The sequence below is a fragment of the Serratia sp. G204Y genome, assembly GCF_051172435.1.
GTDB lineage: Bacteria > Pseudomonadota > Gammaproteobacteria > Enterobacterales > Enterobacteriaceae > Serratia > Serratia sarumanii.
In genome coordinates this window covers 311181-327373 of record NZ_JBPIZA010000001.1, presented here as the reverse complement: position 1 = coordinate 327373, position 16193 = coordinate 311181, and the positions used below count along the sequence as shown (strand labels likewise).

Annotated in this window: 21 protein-coding genes; 12 read left to right on the top strand and 9 right to left on the bottom strand. The window is 52.4% G+C overall.

Going from position 1 to position 16193, the window contains the following annotated elements:
• Positions 1-501: 501 nt before the first annotated feature.
• The 7 genes from ACSBQQ_RS01585 to ACSBQQ_RS01555 form a co-directional block, all read right to left on the bottom strand.
• On the bottom strand, positions 502-1173 hold the full coding sequence (locus ACSBQQ_RS01585) for a hypothetical protein (RefSeq protein ID WP_435012443.1): 672 nt from the start codon (positions 1171-1173) through the stop codon (positions 502-504).
• Positions 1170-1748, bottom strand: coding sequence for a recombination protein NinG (locus ACSBQQ_RS01580; protein WP_435012441.1), 579 nt, complete (start codon positions 1746-1748; stop codon positions 1170-1172). The genes ACSBQQ_RS01585 and ACSBQQ_RS01580 overlap by 4 nt, the downstream gene beginning before the upstream one ends.
• Positions 1732-2718: a toprim domain-containing protein gene (locus tag ACSBQQ_RS01575; protein WP_273830625.1), complete on the bottom strand. Its 987-nt coding sequence runs from the start codon at positions 2716-2718 to the stop codon at positions 1732-1734. The genes ACSBQQ_RS01580 and ACSBQQ_RS01575 overlap by 17 nt, the downstream gene beginning before the upstream one ends.
• Positions 2715-4247, bottom strand: a complete 1533-nt coding sequence (locus ACSBQQ_RS01570) for a DEAD/DEAH box helicase family protein (protein WP_435012440.1) — start codon at positions 4245-4247, stop codon at positions 2715-2717. Before ACSBQQ_RS01570 ends, ACSBQQ_RS01575 begins: the two co-directional genes overlap by 4 nt.
• A 186-nt stretch (positions 4248-4433) precedes the next feature.
• On the bottom strand, positions 4434-4733 hold the full coding sequence (locus ACSBQQ_RS01565; protein WP_033653818.1) for a hypothetical protein: 300 nt from the start codon (positions 4731-4733) through the stop codon (positions 4434-4436).
• A 34-nt stretch (positions 4734-4767) separates the two neighbouring features.
• Positions 4768-5301 (bottom strand): YmfL family putative regulatory protein, encoded by a 534-nt coding sequence (locus tag ACSBQQ_RS01560; protein WP_060437567.1) that lies wholly within the window; start codon positions 5299-5301, stop codon positions 4768-4770.
• A gap of 58 nt (positions 5302-5359) precedes the next feature.
• Positions 5360-5572, bottom strand: a complete 213-nt coding sequence (locus tag ACSBQQ_RS01555; protein WP_060559931.1) for a Cro/CI family transcriptional regulator — start codon at positions 5570-5572, stop codon at positions 5360-5362.
• Positions 5573-5679: 107 nt separating this feature from the next.
• Between ACSBQQ_RS01555 and ACSBQQ_RS01550 the strand changes: the two genes are divergently transcribed.
• The 11 genes from ACSBQQ_RS01550 to ACSBQQ_RS01500 all read left to right on the top strand — a co-directional run bounded on the left by ACSBQQ_RS01550 (position 5680) and on the right by ACSBQQ_RS01500 (position 11930).
• Positions 5680-6390, top strand: a complete 711-nt coding sequence (locus ACSBQQ_RS01550) for a LexA family protein (RefSeq protein WP_060437566.1) — start codon at positions 5680-5682, stop codon at positions 6388-6390.
• A gap of 409 nt (positions 6391-6799) precedes the next feature.
• Positions 6800-6961: a DUF1391 family protein gene (locus tag ACSBQQ_RS01545; protein WP_151254265.1), complete on the top strand. Its 162-nt coding sequence runs from the start codon at positions 6800-6802 to the stop codon at positions 6959-6961.
• Between the two features lie 459 nt (positions 6962-7420).
• Complete coding sequence (locus tag ACSBQQ_RS01540; protein WP_268258486.1) at positions 7421-7549, top strand: hypothetical protein; 129 nt, start codon at positions 7421-7423, stop codon at positions 7547-7549.
• Between the two features lie 176 nt (positions 7550-7725).
• Positions 7726-8088, top strand: coding sequence for a hypothetical protein (locus tag ACSBQQ_RS01535; RefSeq protein ID WP_046687498.1), 363 nt, complete (start codon positions 7726-7728; stop codon positions 8086-8088).
• Positions 8089-8130: 42 nt separating this feature from the next.
• Entirely contained in the window at positions 8131-8952 is an 822-nt protein-coding gene (locus ACSBQQ_RS01530; protein ID WP_060437565.1) for a YfdQ family protein, read from the top strand.
• A 72-nt stretch (positions 8953-9024) separates the two neighbouring features.
• The gene (locus tag ACSBQQ_RS01525; protein WP_060437564.1) at positions 9025-9858 is read left to right on the top strand and encodes a ParB/RepB/Spo0J family partition protein; all 834 of its coding nucleotides are present in this window, start codon (positions 9025-9027) and stop codon (positions 9856-9858) included.
• A complete protein-coding gene (locus ACSBQQ_RS01520; protein WP_060437563.1) occupies positions 9855-10073 on the top strand; it encodes a ParE family toxin-like protein in 219 nt (72 codons plus the stop codon). Before ACSBQQ_RS01525 ends, ACSBQQ_RS01520 begins: the two co-directional genes overlap by 4 nt.
• Before the next feature lie 114 nt (positions 10074-10187).
• The gene (locus tag ACSBQQ_RS01515; RefSeq protein WP_072271585.1) at positions 10188-10688 is read left to right on the top strand and encodes a hypothetical protein; all 501 of its coding nucleotides are present in this window, start codon (positions 10188-10190) and stop codon (positions 10686-10688) included.
• Positions 10689-10901: 213 nt separating this feature from the next.
• Positions 10902-11090 (top strand): hypothetical protein, encoded by a 189-nt coding sequence (locus ACSBQQ_RS01510; protein WP_154640822.1) that lies wholly within the window; start codon positions 10902-10904, stop codon positions 11088-11090.
• A gap of 60 nt (positions 11091-11150) precedes the next feature.
• Positions 11151-11714, top strand: coding sequence for a 3'-5' exonuclease (locus ACSBQQ_RS01505; RefSeq protein ID WP_060435612.1), 564 nt, complete (start codon positions 11151-11153; stop codon positions 11712-11714).
• Between the two features lie 24 nt (positions 11715-11738).
• The gene (locus tag ACSBQQ_RS01500; RefSeq protein ID WP_072271584.1) at positions 11739-11930 is read left to right on the top strand and encodes a helix-turn-helix transcriptional regulator; all 192 of its coding nucleotides are present in this window, start codon (positions 11739-11741) and stop codon (positions 11928-11930) included.
• Here ACSBQQ_RS01500 and ACSBQQ_RS01495 read toward each other — a convergent pair.
• Positions 11911-13095, bottom strand: coding sequence for a tyrosine-type recombinase/integrase (locus ACSBQQ_RS01495; protein ID WP_060437561.1), 1185 nt, complete (start codon positions 13093-13095; stop codon positions 11911-11913). The two genes, ACSBQQ_RS01500 and ACSBQQ_RS01495, sit on opposite strands and share 20 nt — an antisense overlap.
• Positions 13096-13275: 180 nt before the next feature.
• Between ACSBQQ_RS01495 and sbcB the strand changes: the two genes are divergently transcribed.
• On the top strand, positions 13276-14706 hold the full coding sequence (gene sbcB / locus ACSBQQ_RS01490) for an exodeoxyribonuclease I (RefSeq protein ID WP_060435614.1): 1431 nt from the start codon (positions 13276-13278) through the stop codon (positions 14704-14706).
• 70 nt (positions 14707-14776) lie between these two features.
• Here sbcB and ACSBQQ_RS01485 read toward each other — a convergent pair whose 3' ends face one another.
• Positions 14777-16144, bottom strand: a complete 1368-nt coding sequence (locus tag ACSBQQ_RS01485; protein ID WP_033647989.1) for an APC family permease — start codon at positions 16142-16144, stop codon at positions 14777-14779.
• Between the last annotated feature and the right edge of the window lie 49 nt (positions 16145-16193).

Genomic DNA, 16193 nt, shown 5'->3' with positions numbered 1-16193 from the left:
GCCAGTGAGTCTCTCAACCAAAAGTATTGATATAAGTCTGATACCCTCAACGAGTGAACTCACAATGCTTCACGCACGAAACAAAGTCATCGCCAAACCGTTGTAGTAGGCACCAAACAAATCAGTCATGGGTGCAGTAATCCAAACCAGCACATCTGCGCGCCACCTGCAACCCTGTTTTTTTTCTACATTATTTTTAACACGGAACGTGATTTTTATCCACAGACTGAACGGCGTTAAAGCGGAAGATAGCAACCAATAAAGGTATATAGTTAGCTTTGCAATCAAGTTACCCACAAAAAACCTGTATCAACCTTAGGTAAAACTTAACGCCGCTGTGGATAACCAGATTTAAACCAAAAGTTTATCTACAAAATTTACGAATCCCTCTATTTTCGCAAAAAATGCTTTTAGGATTATTTTCCTATAAAAAAACCCGCTCAGTGGCGGGTCATTTTGTTGCATCGCTTGATGGTACAGCTTCGCGAAAGCATATATGTATTATGCAGTTTCTTTGGCTATTTTCAAGCTATTTTTGCACTTTTCTTCATTTTCGATGCAGATAGCCGCACGAACGGCGACGAACACCGCAGAATTGAATATTTCAATGCACCAGCGCACCCGGTCGTCAGCCTGATCGCGTGTCAGCCAGGGCGCGTAATGATTTTGCATATAACGCCCCAGCACCGAGACCGTATTGTTCCGGCCCGTGTAGAACAGCTTGCCGATGATGTAGACCGGGTTATCGTGCTTCATCGACGCCAGCACCGCTTTTTCCATGAAGTCGCATTCCTCGCCAGCGTCAGCAGCCACCAGCATCGACTCAAGCGAGCGGTGCGGCCAAAGAATTGTGGTCGCCTTCTTCAACTGCTCCTCACCGCGATACCCAAGTTTGCGCAGGTCGCCCAGCACCTTCACAATTCGCGCCGCGCTTTCGTCGTCCCACTGCTCAGGCACGATTTGCCCCCATACACCGCTGCCGCCGCTGCACTTCAACTTCCCATCGGTGTTACCGCCGTACATATCGCCCCAGGCGTTCAGCAGCGAAGTGATCCACAGTGTTTGCAACCGGGTCAGGCGCTGGTACTTACCCAGGTATTTCTTGCGAGGAACACCGGCAACAGTCGCCCATGCGTTGTGTTTGATTTCTCGTTTCTGTTTTGGGGTCATCATGCTGCCTTCTCCTGCTTCAATGCTTTGCGTTTGGCTTTATACGTGTCGCGGATGTGCTCATAGTCACTGCGGCCCAGCTTGCCGACTTTCGGCGGTGGCCCAATTAACCGGTCAAAACGTGCCTGCCCGATTTTTGCTATCAGGTTAGGGCGGTACTCGCTCAGGTTCGCGGATTTGAAGTTGTTGCAGACCGAGCACTGCTTGTGGCAGTTATCTTCATCAAAGCGCAGCTCCGGATGACTCCCGACGGTGCGGTAATGCCCGGCGTGATATTGGCCGGTGTGGTAGCGCCCACAGCTGATGCATGGCTCGTCGGCGTCGCGCTCGCGGATGTAGGCGTTAAATTCGGTCTGCGCCTGGTTGATGAAGTAGCGCAGCGGCTTAACGGCCAGTTTGCGGATTTTCAGCTTGTCCTTACGTTCCCTTTCCTCAAGACGCTTACGCGCGTCACGCTGGTATGCGATAGCGCAGAGCGGGCCACAGACCTTTTGCAGGTACTTCACCGGCGTGAACGTTTCACCGCATTGGGCGCACTTTTTCGCCTTGTACTGCTTCGGCTTAGTTGGTTTTTTCATTGTTTTCCTCGCGGTGGAATACCCACTCGTAGACCTCTGAGCCGTTAAGCAGCAGATCGTTAAAGTCGCCGGATTTCGGCCAGCGCACTGAGACTTGTTGCAGATCGTTCTTTGCCAGCAGATTGGCGCGGGCGCATTCAAACGCCGCAGCGTGGCCGGATGCGTTCTTGTCTGCGTCAGCAAAGATGATCAGGCGTTGCACTCCACGTGGTACGCGGAACTTCTTCATGAAGGTGGTGTTCAGCGTCGCCCAGGTGTTGCATTGCGTGATTTGATGGCAGGACAGCGCGGTTTCGATTCCCTCAGCGATGCCCAGCGTGGTGGACGGCGGGAACATGCGGATAGCGACCGAGCTGGCGTGCTCCAGATAGCTGTCCTCTTGCAGCTTCATCATTTTTTTCGGCGCGCCAGCTACCGTGGCTTTTTTGTCCCCGTCGAGCAGGGTGCGGTGCAGGTAGCACAGTTCGCCTTTGTCGTCCGTTGCCAGCGCATAGATCGATTGGTATTCGCCACCCGCTGCGCGTTGCCGGTCGCAGTAGCGGACGTTGTCTTGTGGCAGACTGGTGATGCCGCGCAGCTTCAGGTAACGGTCTGCGCCGGTGCCTTTCAGACTGGTCAGCGATGCAAACTTGCAGCTCACGCGCTGGCGTTGCGAGGCTATGCCAGATGAAGGGCCACCAGCTTGATAACCCTCCTCCGGCGAGTAGACGCGGCCAATCAGCTTATCGACCTCTGCCGCCAGCGTTTTAAAGTCCTTGCCGGTTGCCCCGGTCAGCAGCGACCAACCGTCACCCGCGCCACATGCGCAGATGTAAGAGCCGGTGCCGTTCTTGTCGTCGCAACGATATTTGCCCTTGCGGCCACACAGCGGGCATTCACCCTTAAAATGTTTTTTCCCAGTTACCGGAGGGAGGCCGTAAAACTCGAATATTTTCGGCCAATGGCCGATAGCTGCCTGTTTGGTATTCATGCGGCTTTCCCTTCGTTTTGCTTAGATTTTGCGTAGGCGATCTGCGTTGATTTGATGAAGTTGCTCACCACTGGCGTGATGGCCATTGGTGTTCTGTGCAGCCCGTTGGGCCATACGTCGAATTTTTTGCGGTAGACATGCGAGCACCAGCCGTCACTTACCGGTTTGCCTTGGGCGGCGCGGGTGCGTTGGTAATAGAGAATTTGACTCCACCAGGCTTGTTTCACTTCTTTTGTGACAACCTCCTTGGCTTGCTTCACTTTTTTCAAGCCGCGTGACTTATCGGTTTCTACGTCCTCACCGGCGATAGGCTTGAAGCCACATTTCGGGCAGATGTAGACGCCGACCGGCTTCACGTAATGGCATTGGGTGCATTCTTTCGGCAGGCGCTCCGGCTGGTCAGTCTTAACCACGCGCGCGGGTGCTTTCTCCATCCCGTCAGAACTGGCGGGCAGGTAGTCGTATTCGATATCGTCGGGATAGCCGAGCTTATGCACAGTTCCGGTGTGATCGAAGATGAGGCAGTGATCTTTACCAGGCGCCGGTCGCAGGCCACGGCCAAGAATCTGAATCCAACGCATTTCCGATTTGGTCGGACGCGCGAAGATGATGCAGCGGACATCGCTATCAAAACCGGCCACCAGCACGCCGACGTTGATGATGATCTTCGTGATGCCCTGCTCGAAGCGGCGGATCGTCATCTGGCGGTCTTCGTGTGGCGTCGCCGCCGTCATCACTTCAACGGTCACGCCCGCCTTGCTGAATTCAACGGTCACGTAATTTGCGTGGGCCACGTTGACGCAAAAACAGATGGTCGGGCGATCTTCCCCGTTCTCCAGCCAGTTCTTAACGATATCGCCCACCAGCGTCGGGTCGCTCATTACCTCTGCAGATTGCGTTTCGTTGTAGTCGCGGCCATAGCCCGCCTGCTCTGACGTTTTAACGTCGCTTAGGTCTGGGTGCGATGGGGCGTAAAATTCGTATTTGCTCAGGTCACCGATAGCGATCAGCTCTTTCATCGTCGTCGGCTTAATCAGCTTTTGGTAATAAGTACCAATCCACGCGGCGAACGGGCTACCAGACAGGCCGACAACCTTCACATCAGTATTGGTCATCAGGTATTCGATGAATTCCAGAATTTTTTTTCGCTTCAGGTGTGCTTCGTCGATGATCAGCAGATCGATGTTGTCGGGGAAGTCACGGCGGATCAGTGTATCGGCTGATGCGATTTGAATAAGGCGGCTCGGGTCATAGGCCGGATGGTCGCGCCAGATGTAGCCGATTTCCTCGGCTGGCAACCCGTACTCAATAAAACGCGTTGCGGTCTGGTCGAGCAGGACGGTATACGGGGCCACAAACATTATGCGCATGTTGCGGCTGATGAACCCGCTGGCGATCAGCGCCGCGATTGCGGTTTTGCCGAAGCCGACCGGGGCGTACATCATGAACGAGGCGTATTGCTTCCACGCCGCGCGCAGCATGTTCAGTGCAACTATCTGTTTTTCGCGTGGCTGGATTGTAAGCGTCATCGTTATCTCCTCGTTTAATCGTCTAGCCGTCTAAATGTCCGTTTGGCGTTTTTAACCACTCGATCCCTTAAAGATCTTCTCTCTGGTAAAGCCCGTTCCTTCCCCCACACCCCAACCCGATCACCCCCCTTTCCCCCCTCTTACCCTTCCCCTCTCCCCCGTTTAAAAAAACACCGGCTAAAAAATTCATGCCGCTACCCTGTTTTGCCCCACCAGCGGTGGCGCGGTTGTCATGCCCTGGCCAGCCCGCGAATACCGCTCGACGTACAGTCGCAGGCGCGTGTTAGCCGCTTTGCGGCCTGCGTTCTCCTGCCGGTAAGAAACCTCCTCGGCGTCAAACGCTGTGCGGTAAGCCTCCTCGTAGGCGTGCGCAATCTTCCCGCGCTGTCCGTGCGGTAACTTACCGAGCTGGTCTTGAATCCATGCGGCATCCTCGCGGCAATACACCGCAGGCATGGCGGTTCGAACAAACGATGCAGGCTGCATACGCTTACCCTCCGGTTGTGAAATACAGCAGTCCCTACGGCATAGGAGCGCGCCACTTCGCTGTGTGGATTGGGGTTACTTCCGCCGGGCAGAACACGCTATAGAGCAACAGGATGTGCTCCTGGAACGTCGCGATCAGGCGGTAGGTATTGGCGTCCAGCGCTTTACGCTCAGCGGCGTCTATCTCGCCGTCTTCGGTAAATTTGCGGACAAGTTCGGAGTGCTTGCCGATGTACTCAATCGCTTCCATTAGCTTGGCGTTGATGTCGTCTCGATCGACGTCTTCAACTTCTGGCAGACGCACATTCACGCTGCGAGACTGGCGGGATACAGCGTCGGCAAAATGGGTATTGCCACCAGCCTGCTGTAAAACCATAAGCCAGCCGATCGGGAAAATTTGGTTGCTGTTTGGGCGAAGACGGTTAAACAACGCGTCTTCCGTAACCCCCAGCCACTGTGCAGCCTCAGCATAGCCACCAGGCAGACCAGTGATGATTTTGCGGGCGACACTGACCACCCATTCAGGCTGTTTTTCTGCCTGCCAGTCCGGCGCTTTTTGCTGTGACACAGTTGTACTCCTCGGGCTGTGGTTACTTTAAATTTTTGGCTGACTGATAATTCTCTTCTCAGCCACCAGCGATGTGTTCCACCGAAGCTTTCGCGCTAGGGAATGGCCGTAACTCCTCAGCTTCAACCTTCCCATCGGGAAGAGTGGTTACGAAAATTCTCCGATTCGTTCGGATTGCTTTGCTGATCGCTGTCTGATGAACGCCGATAGCATCTGCTGCTTTTGCCTGTCCGTTCTCTTTGACGTAATCAGCAAGAGATTTCTTTTCCATTGTGAGTCCCTTGTGATTGCTAATGCTGGCAATAATACCTCAAGTATTTAAACAGTCAATACCTGTGGTATTTCATTTTTTAATAACATAGGTATTAGAATCTGGGGATGGAAAAGAAAAAGGTTTTGACGACGGAACAGCTCGAAGATGCTAAGCGTCTGAAAGCTTTGTACGAGTCCAAGAAGAAAGAACTGGGTTTAACCCAACAGCATATAGCTGATGCTCTTGATATTACTCAAGGTGCTGTAGGTCATTACCTCAATGGGCGTAATGCGCTAAACCTGTCTGTGGCGGCATCCTTTGCAAAAATCTTGCAAGTGTCAATCGCCGATTTCAGTCCCACATTAGAGGGTGAGGCGCAGCGGATGTTAGCGCATGAGACCTCAAACGTTAAATTTGCTGGGCCTTATAAAAAAGGCAGGGAGTATCCGCTGATCAGTTGGGTTCAAGCGGGAGCTTGGGCAGAAGCAATGGAGCCATATACTATCGATGAGATAGATGAATGGTTCGAGTCTGATGCAAAAGTTTTCGGTAAAGCGTTCTGGCTGCGTGTCGATGGTGATTCTATGACCGCGCCTACAGGAATCAGTATTCCTGAGGGGACATTAGTCCTAATAGATACAGGTCGTGATGCCGTCAACGGTAGCCTTGTTATAGCCAAGATGGTTGACGCCAATGAAGCCACATTCAAAAAACTCATCATCGACGGCGGGCAAAAATACCTTAAAGGTCTGAACCCTGCATGGCCGATGAAAGAGATCAACGGCAATTGCAAGATTATCGGCGTCGCGATTCAGACCATGATGCGGTTAGTCTAAAAGAAGGTCGCTAAAGCGGCCTTTTATCACCCTTCCACGTTTCCTATCGCTTAAATTTCATCAACCTATCCAACTTTCCTTCGCAGCGGTCATAAAAAATTTCCAACTAAATCACCTTTTAAATCAACGAAATAATATCTTTCATATTATTTTGAATACCTGGAGTATTGATTTATTTTAATACCGCAAGTATTGTTACCCCATCAACCCGGAACGCCACCAGCAAAACACCGCCGCAAACGTTACGGGAACGGCAGGAAGCCAACAGGCAACACGCCAAGGGGTGAGCGATGCAATCACTCCCCGGCCCCGAAGAGGGATCGACCGGTAACGTTCTTTAGGGAAAGAGTGGATTTACCCTGCCGCTGCCAGTTTGGGGCGGTAGGCATAAAACCACTGAGGATTAGCGATGAACACTACTCACGATATGGGCAACAACGAAACAGTAAAGACCGGCGTTTTCCCCAACGGAGACGGCACGTTTACCGCGATGACGTTCACCAAGAGCCGGGATGGTTTCAAAACCGAAGCAGGCGCGCAACGCTGGTTTGTTCGTCAGATGGCCGACTAACAGCAGAGGGTTACACGATGATTTACGAGGTAGTCGAGAACGGGCCAGACTCCACAGATTACGTCGTCGCCACTTTTCGAGATACGCCGCGTAAGGATTACGACTCGTTTTACCGTTCAGCGGAAGACCGAGCTAATACAGTGGCTGCAAACCTGACAGAAAATAATGCTTATCTCGGCTACGGGTACACCGTCCGCCGGGTAGCTGATTAACACCCACCGCGCCCTACGGGGCGCAATAGCAGGGCTACCCATGCGCAAAATTATTTTGACTAACCGCATTCGCCGCCGAGCACGCCGGGAATTGCGCTCACAGCGTCGCCGAGCATTTAAAGCTTATGGCCATTGCAATAAAGCCAGCCTGCTGAATAGCTACGCCCGCTGGTACTTCTGAAATAAATAGCCCCGGCTGCAGACGCCAATCTTTGCCGGGGCATGACCAGTAGAACGGAGATTCAACATGATCAACCGCAATTTTAACACAGTCGTTGTCGATACCATGCGCGTGGCTCCTACCGTGCAAGCTGTTCGCCTCACCTTCTTTGCCCGCCTGCGCAAAATCCTCTGCCAGAAAGGCCACCCGCTCTAAATCTTTGCTGTGTGTAGTCTTTGGCGGCCAGACCGAACTTCAACCAATAAGGGGTGAAGATAATGTTCATAGGCTGGTCGCCCTGTTTCATAGAGAGAAGAATTCAGGCATCCATTTAATCGTGGAGGGCGTCACCCGGCCCGAGTTCTTCTCTGTATGTGACGAGGAGAAATAGTATGTCTGAAAGCAAATGCACTCCCTTTAGCCAGCAGCTGGCTTATATCAACAAAGGCACCTTAGACCAGGAGCTTACCGAAGCGCTGGCCGAGGTTATTAAAATGGTTCGCGAAACCGGCAAGAAAGGCGCTGTTACTTTGACGCTGAATTGCCAGATGTTGAACAGCCGCGACGAAAACACGATGAAAATCACCCCGAACGTCAAGAAATCCATTCCTGAACTGGATCGGGCTGACACCATTATGTTCTCAACCGCCGATGGCGATTTAATGCGTGATGATCCATCTCAAGTGCAAATGGATTTGAAAGTCATTGATACAGCCCCCGCCGCAGCGCCTATTAAGCTGCAAGCCCACGGCTAATTAATTTAGCCAGCAACGTTAATATTAATTAAGGAAAATAGCATGCAAGAACTTGCAAGCCTCGCTAATGGCTCTGTACGCGAAATTCAGGAATTGGCACTGACCGCGTTCACGCCGAAAACTGATATCCCGGTAGCAGTGGTTCCTGACAACCATGAAGTAAAAACGCTCGAGCATTTTCAGCTTCAACCTTCGCTGATTCGTCAGGCAGTACGTCTTATTTCGGTGTCCTCGCTGATCGCCTACGTTCAAAAGTTCGCTGATCCGCGTACTGCAATCTTCGCCGACAAATCTGAAACCCGCATTGAGGCCGTGCTGGATTACCACTCTGCGGCAAACTCACCAGAGTGGGCAAAGCATCGCGCTGTGTACGACTGCCCCTATTCCGATGAATGGCAGGAGTGGGCATCCCGTGACAAGCGTCCCATGAATCAGACCGATTTTGCAGAGTTCCTGGAAAACCACATCCAAGATATCGCGCCGGTCAGTGATAACTATAAAGGCCCATCCGGTACAGAACTGCTCGAAATGGTGCTGGCTTTCCAAGAGACGCGTAAAGCTGAGTTCAAGTCTGTGCGTCGCCTGCAGGACGGTACGTTCCAGATGTCCTACAGCGATGAAAAGGATGGCTCTGGTAATACTTCCCTGCCTGAAAAAATCAGTCTGGCTATCGCACCATTCCACAACGGCGCGCCTTACCAGGTTGAGGCCCGTATCCGCTACCGCCTGAAAGACGGCGGCTTAGCTCTTTGGTACGAACTTATCGAACCGAAAAAAATCGTTGAGCACGCTTTTACTGAGATCGTCGTAGACCTGGAAAACCAGCTCGAAAACATCCCGGTTTATGAAGGCTCAATTAAATAAAGTGCAGTCTTATGCGCCACCGTGTGTGGCGCATAGTGAAGCATTTTCACCCCCTCAATATGGAAGATAATTATGGCAACTTTAAGTCAGCGTTATTCTGCAAAAGAAAGCATCGGTTCAGATATCACTACCCGCAAAACGTTTCTGGTTCCACTCAGTGAAATTTATGCCGAAGATGGCTATAACGTTCGCGAATTAAATCAGGCGCACGTTGAAGAGTTTAGGGATGCGTTTATTGCGGGGGAATATATACCACCGCTGGCAGTTGAAGTGACTGAGCAAGGCGTGAAGGTTATCGACGGTCACCACCGCTTCCACGGTGCGCTGTTGGCAAGTGAAGCCGGGCATGAGGTGGCGCGTCTTGAGTGTAAGGATTTTGTGGGTACTGAGGCCGATAAAATCGCCTTCATGGTCACCAGTTCGCAAGGTCTGGCACTTACCCCTATCGAACGTGGCGCGGCCTACCAACGGCTGGTAAATCAAGGGTGGACTAACGCGGAGATCGCAAAGAAAGTTAAGCGCTCCGAGTCCGATATCCTCCAGCACCTGCAATTGCAGGAATGCAGCCCCTACATCAAGAGCCTGGTGCGCGCTGGTTCCATTAACTATGCCCTGGCTATTCAAATTAACCGCGAGCATGGCGTATATGCCGACCGTGAAGCCGCGCGCTTAATGAAAAAGGCCGAAGAGTCCGGCAAGAAAAAAATCACTAAGAGCGTCGCCCAGCCACAATTCAACGCTACCCGCGCCCGCCGACTCTGTGAACTGCTCTATGATGCTGCGCCAATGGTTCGTGAAGAGGGTGACGTCCTACTGCTCCTTCCTGGAACCCGAGAAGAAATCAACACCATTCTCAACGAATACCGCCAGCAACATCCCCAGGTTGCGAGTGGTGAAGATCAATGAGCATCAACCTGAACAATGCGCCTTTGTGGATTACTGCGAAGGCGCTGGAGAAATTAAAACAGTTCCACGCCGGTCGATTATTCCCCAAAAGAACCTATGGCAAAAAATATCTTACCTTTCGTGTAAATAAACGCTGGCGCTTACTTTCAAAAGACGACGGCCATAACTGGCTGTTACTTACCCACAATGATTACAACTGCGTAATCGACAAATAGTATATTCATGGGTTTCAAAGTCTGGTAATGATTTAAATACCCAATGGCGCAACCACTGGACATCCCCCCATCTTTCCTATACTGTCCACAGAGTATTTTTATAGGTGAGACATTATGATACTGGATTATTTAAAAGATCATTTAGATCTAGTTGTTGCTACGATTTCCTGTGTTGCTGCTATAGCTTCAGCCCTGGCAGCCTTCGCAAGTAGGAACACTGCAGAAAAAGCATTACAATTTCAAAGCAGGATGGGTCTTTACGAGACTTTAAAATCCTGTGCGGAAAGAGCCAATGGGTATGCTAAAGGTAAAAATGGTGCTGATTGGGATTTTAATGATGCTGCTAACATTGTTAGGAGTATGAATCTTGCAATGAAGACCATCCATGAGCACACCCAACATGACAACGAAAGGGAAATTAATGAATTTAAGCGATTCTTTCTAAACCAATTGAACATGGAGCTATTTAAGGAAGTAAATTACGGAGTTGGCCCTGATGCATTATTTCATAATGCTGTAGAGTCTAGCGTAGATTCAGAGATTTATAACCAATGGATTGATGTGATTAACTTCTTTAATCTAATGATTGCTACAGATGCTGACCTTGCAGATTGAAGCAAGATAATTTTTCCATGCACACTTCGAAAGCTTCATTGTCATATAACAACCCTCGCTCAAAGGTATTTTTACGAAGTGGGATATTGAAGCCGAAAGCCATGACGAGCGAGGTAAGCTAGCTGCATGATCATCTGCGCGAATATCTCTATAAGCGGCTGATACACTATCGTGATAGTAAGGAAAATTATATCTAGCAGAGGATGGAAAGTAATGGCGAAGGTGATTTTTAGTAACACCGGAATTGAAGAAGAACATCAGATTGACTTTGAGGTTCGTGCGGGACAAGCAATAACGCTTATTCGTGATGGTGTGAGTAAAAAATACATTGTCGATATTGTCTCTGGGCCTATTTATGAAAGCAAATGTCATCCCACCCTTATTAGAGTCAGAGAAACGTAAAGTTCACTCATGATTATACGACCGCCTACGGGCGGTTTTTTATTACCTGGAGAATAGTTGATGAACCACCTAATGCTTGACCTTGAAACGTTGGGTAAGAAGCCCAGCGCCCCTATCTTGACTATCGGCGCTGTGCTTTTTAACCCGCACAGCGGCGAGCTTGGCGAGCAGTTCTACACCGCCGTAGACCTGCAAAGCGTTATGGCCGGTAAGGCGACACCTGACGCCGATACGATTATTTGGTGGATGAAGCAAAGCAGCGAAGCTCGCGCGGCTATCTGTGTTGACGGTGCGCCCTCATTGCTGTCTGCGTTATATGACCTGAATAAGTTTATCCGGGCCAATGTCGCCAATCCTCGTAGCCTGCGCGTGTGGGGGAACGGAGCTGTATTCGATAACGTGATCCTGCGTGAGTCTTACCAGCGTGAATGCGTTCCGTTGCCGTGGGAGTGGTACAACGACAGGGACGTGCGCACTATCGTTGAGCTTGGCCGCGTAGTTGGCTTTGATCCCAAGCGTGATATGCCGTTTGACGGCGAGCGCCACAACGCATTAGCCGATGCTATCCATCAGGCGAAGTATGTTTCCGCAATTTATCAGCGCCTATTCTCAGCAGCAGAATAATCCACCAGCATTCCCGAGGTAACTATGCAAGATATCAACCTGATCCCTGAAAAGGAGGTCATGGCGAAGCTTGGCATTTCGTCACGATCGACCATGTACACCTACCAGAACAAACACTGTTTCCCTAAGCCTGTTCGCACTCACCCAAAAGCATATTTAGAGAGTGCGGTTAATCAGTGGATATTGAATGGCGGCATCAACCAGAAAGTTTCTTAACATGCCAGAAAAGCTTATCGGCATGTATCTCATACCCTTCCTTTTGCCCTTCTATCCAGTCGTGTTTGTTGTAGACGGCCATCACCCCACCCAGCTCATGCCCCAGCATTCTTTCCGTAATGTGTGGGGCTACCCCTTCCTCTGAAAGGCGTGTCACCAACGTCCGCCGGAAATCGTGCGCACGCCAATACCCTATATCCAAACCTTCCCGAATGCGTTTTATGTAACGATTGGCCGCAGAGATCGTTAGAGGTTCCGTGATCAGATTCCCTGGGAAAAGAACCTTGTCATACGTCAGCATTGCCTTTTCCAGCAACGGCTCAATTTGCTTGAAGATCGGACGCCGGATTTCCTTTCCTGTTTTGCTGTGCTCTTTTGGTACAGTCCAGAGCATTTCCCTCAGATCAAACTCATGCCGTTCAGATAACCTCAACTCGGACAGCCGCGCTCCCCAGAGCATGAGCATTTGGTGCAAAAGCTTATTTGAAGTGGACGCCCTGCTGCGCTCTATGGCGATCCAAATTTCTGCCAGCTCAAAGTAAGTTAGAATTCTATCCCCGGTTTCAGAACGGCTCCCTACGTCACGAGGCTCAACCTTCATTACTGAGCAATCGGGTATAAAATGCCGACGGATACACCACCCCATCGCTGATCTCAACTGGACAAGTAGTTGCCGCGCCCGCCTGCTGTTTTCCCTTTCCTCTTGAGTAAACAAATCAACCCATTGCTTAATGGTAATCTCTGCTACTGGACGCCCTTCAAAAGCATCACTTAAACGTTTAATGACAGTCGATTTATACAGCTCTCTACTGTTCTCACGAAGCGAGACATCAACGTAGTTTTCCTTCCAATAATTCAAACAGTCCTTCACCGTTGCCGTGTTGCCGATATCTCCGCTTTTATCAAAATATTGGCGCGGGTCTATCCCTCGGTCATAGAGGGTGCGCAACTCTGATGTGATTGCACGAGCCTCTTTCAAAGCGACGGCAGGATACCTGCCAATCCCTAAACGTTGGGCTTTGCCATGCCACCGGTATCGAAACTGAAAGTTGATCACCCCTTTGGGCGAAATGCGGGCGCTAAGCCCATCGGCATCGGACACTTCAGGACTTCCCGAATATGGTTTACCATGTAGTGAGCGCAGTTTTGTATCGCTGAGAGCCATAATAATTTTTTGTACGCAGTTGATTTAAGGTTATGTACCAAACCCGTACACAATAGCACATGGACGAAGGCAAACAAGTGAATACAGTCTTATGCAAGAATGGACAAACAAGGCAGTTAACGCGCTAAAAAATACTTTTAAATCGGTACGTTAAACAACATACGCGGACAAACCCCGACAGTGAAAGACAACGATAGACAGAACACCTTTTACATTCACGATTACGAAACCTTCGGCAAAAGCCCGTCGCTGGACCGCCCGGCGCAGTTTGCCGGCGTGCGCACCGATATGGATTTCAACATTATCGAAGAGCCGCTGGTCATCTACTGCGCCCCGGCCGACGACTACCTGCCGGAACCCGAGGCGGTGATGATCACCGGCATCACGCCGCAGGTGGCGCGCGCCAAAGGCGTTAACGAAGCCGAATTCACCCGCCAAATCCACCAGGCCTTCAGCGTGGCCGGCACCTGCATTCTCGGTTACAACAACATCCGTTTCGATGACGAAGTGAGCCGCAATATCTTCTATCGCAACTTCTACGATCCCTATGCCTACAGCTGGCAAAACGGCAACTCGCGCTGGGATCTGCTGGATGTGATGCGCGCCTGCTACGCCCTGCGCCCGGACGGCATCGTCTGGCCGGAAAACGAAGACGGCTTCCCCAGCTTCCGCCTGGAGCATCTCACGCGCGCCAACGGCGTCGAGCACACGCAGGCTCACGACGCAATGTCGGACGTTTACGCCACCATCGCCATGGCCAAGCTGGTCAAGCAGGCGCAGCCGCGGCTGTTCGATTTCCTGTTGCAGCACCGCAACAAGCACAAGCTGAACGCCCTGATCGACGTCGCCGAAATGACGCCGCTGGTGCACGTCTCCGGCATGTTTGGCGCGGCGCGCGGCAACACCAGCTGGGTGTCGCCGTTGGCCTGGCATCCGGACAACAAAAATGCGGTGATCATGTGCGATCTCGCCGGCGACATGACGCCGTTGCTGACGCTGAGCGCCGAGCAGCTGCGTGAACGGCTGTACACCCGCCGCGACGACCTGGCGCCGGATCAGGCGCCGGTGCCGATCAAGCTGGTGCACATCAACAAATGCCCGGTGCTGGCGCCGGCCAAAACCCTGCTGCCGGAGAACGCCGAGCGGCTGGGCATCGATCGCCAGGCCTGCCTGCAAAACCTGCAGCTGCTGAAACAGCACCCGGAAGTGCGTGAGAAAGTGGTGGCGCTGTTCGCCGAAGCCGAGCCGTTCAAAGGCTCCGACGACGTCGACGCCCGGCTGTATGACGGCTTCTTCAGCGACGCCGACAAGGCGGCGATGAGGATTATCCAGCAGACCAAGCCGCAGAACCTGCCGGCGCTGGATCTGGCCTTCAGCGACGGCCGCATGAAAGAGCTGCTGTTCCGCTTCCGCGCGCGCAACTACCCGAATACGCTGGACGATGCCGAACAGCGCCGCTGGCTGCAGCACCGCCAGGAAGCGCTGAGCGCGGAGCGCGTGCAGAGTTACCTGCTGCAGCTCGAATCGCTGTATAACCTGCACGAAGGCGACAAAGAGAAAACCGCCCTGTTGAAAGCGCTGTTCGATTACGGCAAAGAGTTGGTGGGGTAAACCCGCAGCAAGCAAAAAAGGAAAAGGCCGCGAATGCGGCCTTTTTTGTGGCTGAGGAGACGGCTCGCGCTTAGGCGGCGTCTTCGCTCGCTTGCGGCACCGGCAGACGGAAGCTGCGGGTGACGAAGGCCAGGTAGATCAGACCGATGGCCGCCCAGACCAGGCCCAGCGTCATCGAGCTGGCTTCCAGGTTGATCCACAACGCGCCGACGGTCAATGCGCCCAGCACCGGCAGGATCAGGTAGTTGAACGTGTCTTTCACGGTGCGGTTCATCTTGTCACGAATATAGAACTGCGAAATCACCGACAGGTTGACGAAGGTGAAGGCCACCAGCGCACCGAAGTTGATCAGCGCGGTCGCGGTCACCAGGTCAAACGACACGGCGGACAGCGCGATGGCGCCAACCAGCAGCACGTTCAGCGCCGGGGTACGCCACTTCGGATGTACATAGCCGAAGAAACGAGTCGGGAACACGCCGTCGCGGCCCATCACGTACATCAGACGCGATACGCCCGCGTGCGCCGCCATGCCTGACGCCAATACCGTCACGCAGGAGAACACCAGGATCACCGACTGGAAGAATTTGCCCGCCACGTACAGCATGATTTCAGGCTGCGACGCGTCAGGATCCTTGAAGCGCGAGATGTCCGGGAAGTACAGCTGCACGAAGTAAGACACCACGATAAAGATGATGCCGCCGATCAGCGCCGTCAGGAAGATGGCTTTCGGGATCACTTTTTCCGCGTCTTTGGTCTCTTCAGACAGCGAGCTGATGCCGTCGAAGCCCAGGAACGAGAAGCACAGGATGGTCGCGCCGGTAATCATCGGCACCACGTGAGCGTTATCGGACCAGAATGGGCGGCTGCTGACCAGCGTACCGGCGCCTTCGCCGTGGTAAACGCCGTTGATCACCAGGCCGAGGAACACGATCATGATCGCCACCTGCACCACCACGATAATGGAGTTCAGGTTAGCCACCAGCTTGATGCCGCGCAGGTTGAAAATCGTCATCAAGCCGACCAGCACCGCCACGAAAATCCAGGACGGAACGCCCGGGAAGATCGCTTCCAGGTAAATCTTGGCCAGCAAAATGTTGATCATCGGCATGAACAGGTAGTCCAGCAGCGATGACCAGCCCACCATAAAGCCGACGTGCGGGCTGATGGCTTTCTGGGCGTAAGTGTAGGCGGAACCGGCGGAAGGGAACTTCTTCACCAGCTTGCCGTAGCTCAGGGCGGTAAACAGGATCGCCAGCAGAGCGAAGGCGTACGCGGTCGCGACGTGACCATCGGTCAGGCCGGATACGATGCCGAAGGTATCGAAGATGGTCATTGGCTGCAGATAAGCCAGGCCCATCATCACTACCGGAACCAAAGTCAGGGTTTTACGCAGCTGAGTGCGCTGAGCCGGAGCGGCGTTGAGGGTGTTATCGGACATTGTTCAGCCCCCCCTTACCTTGAGCCTTGCGGATGGCGGACACGCCAAG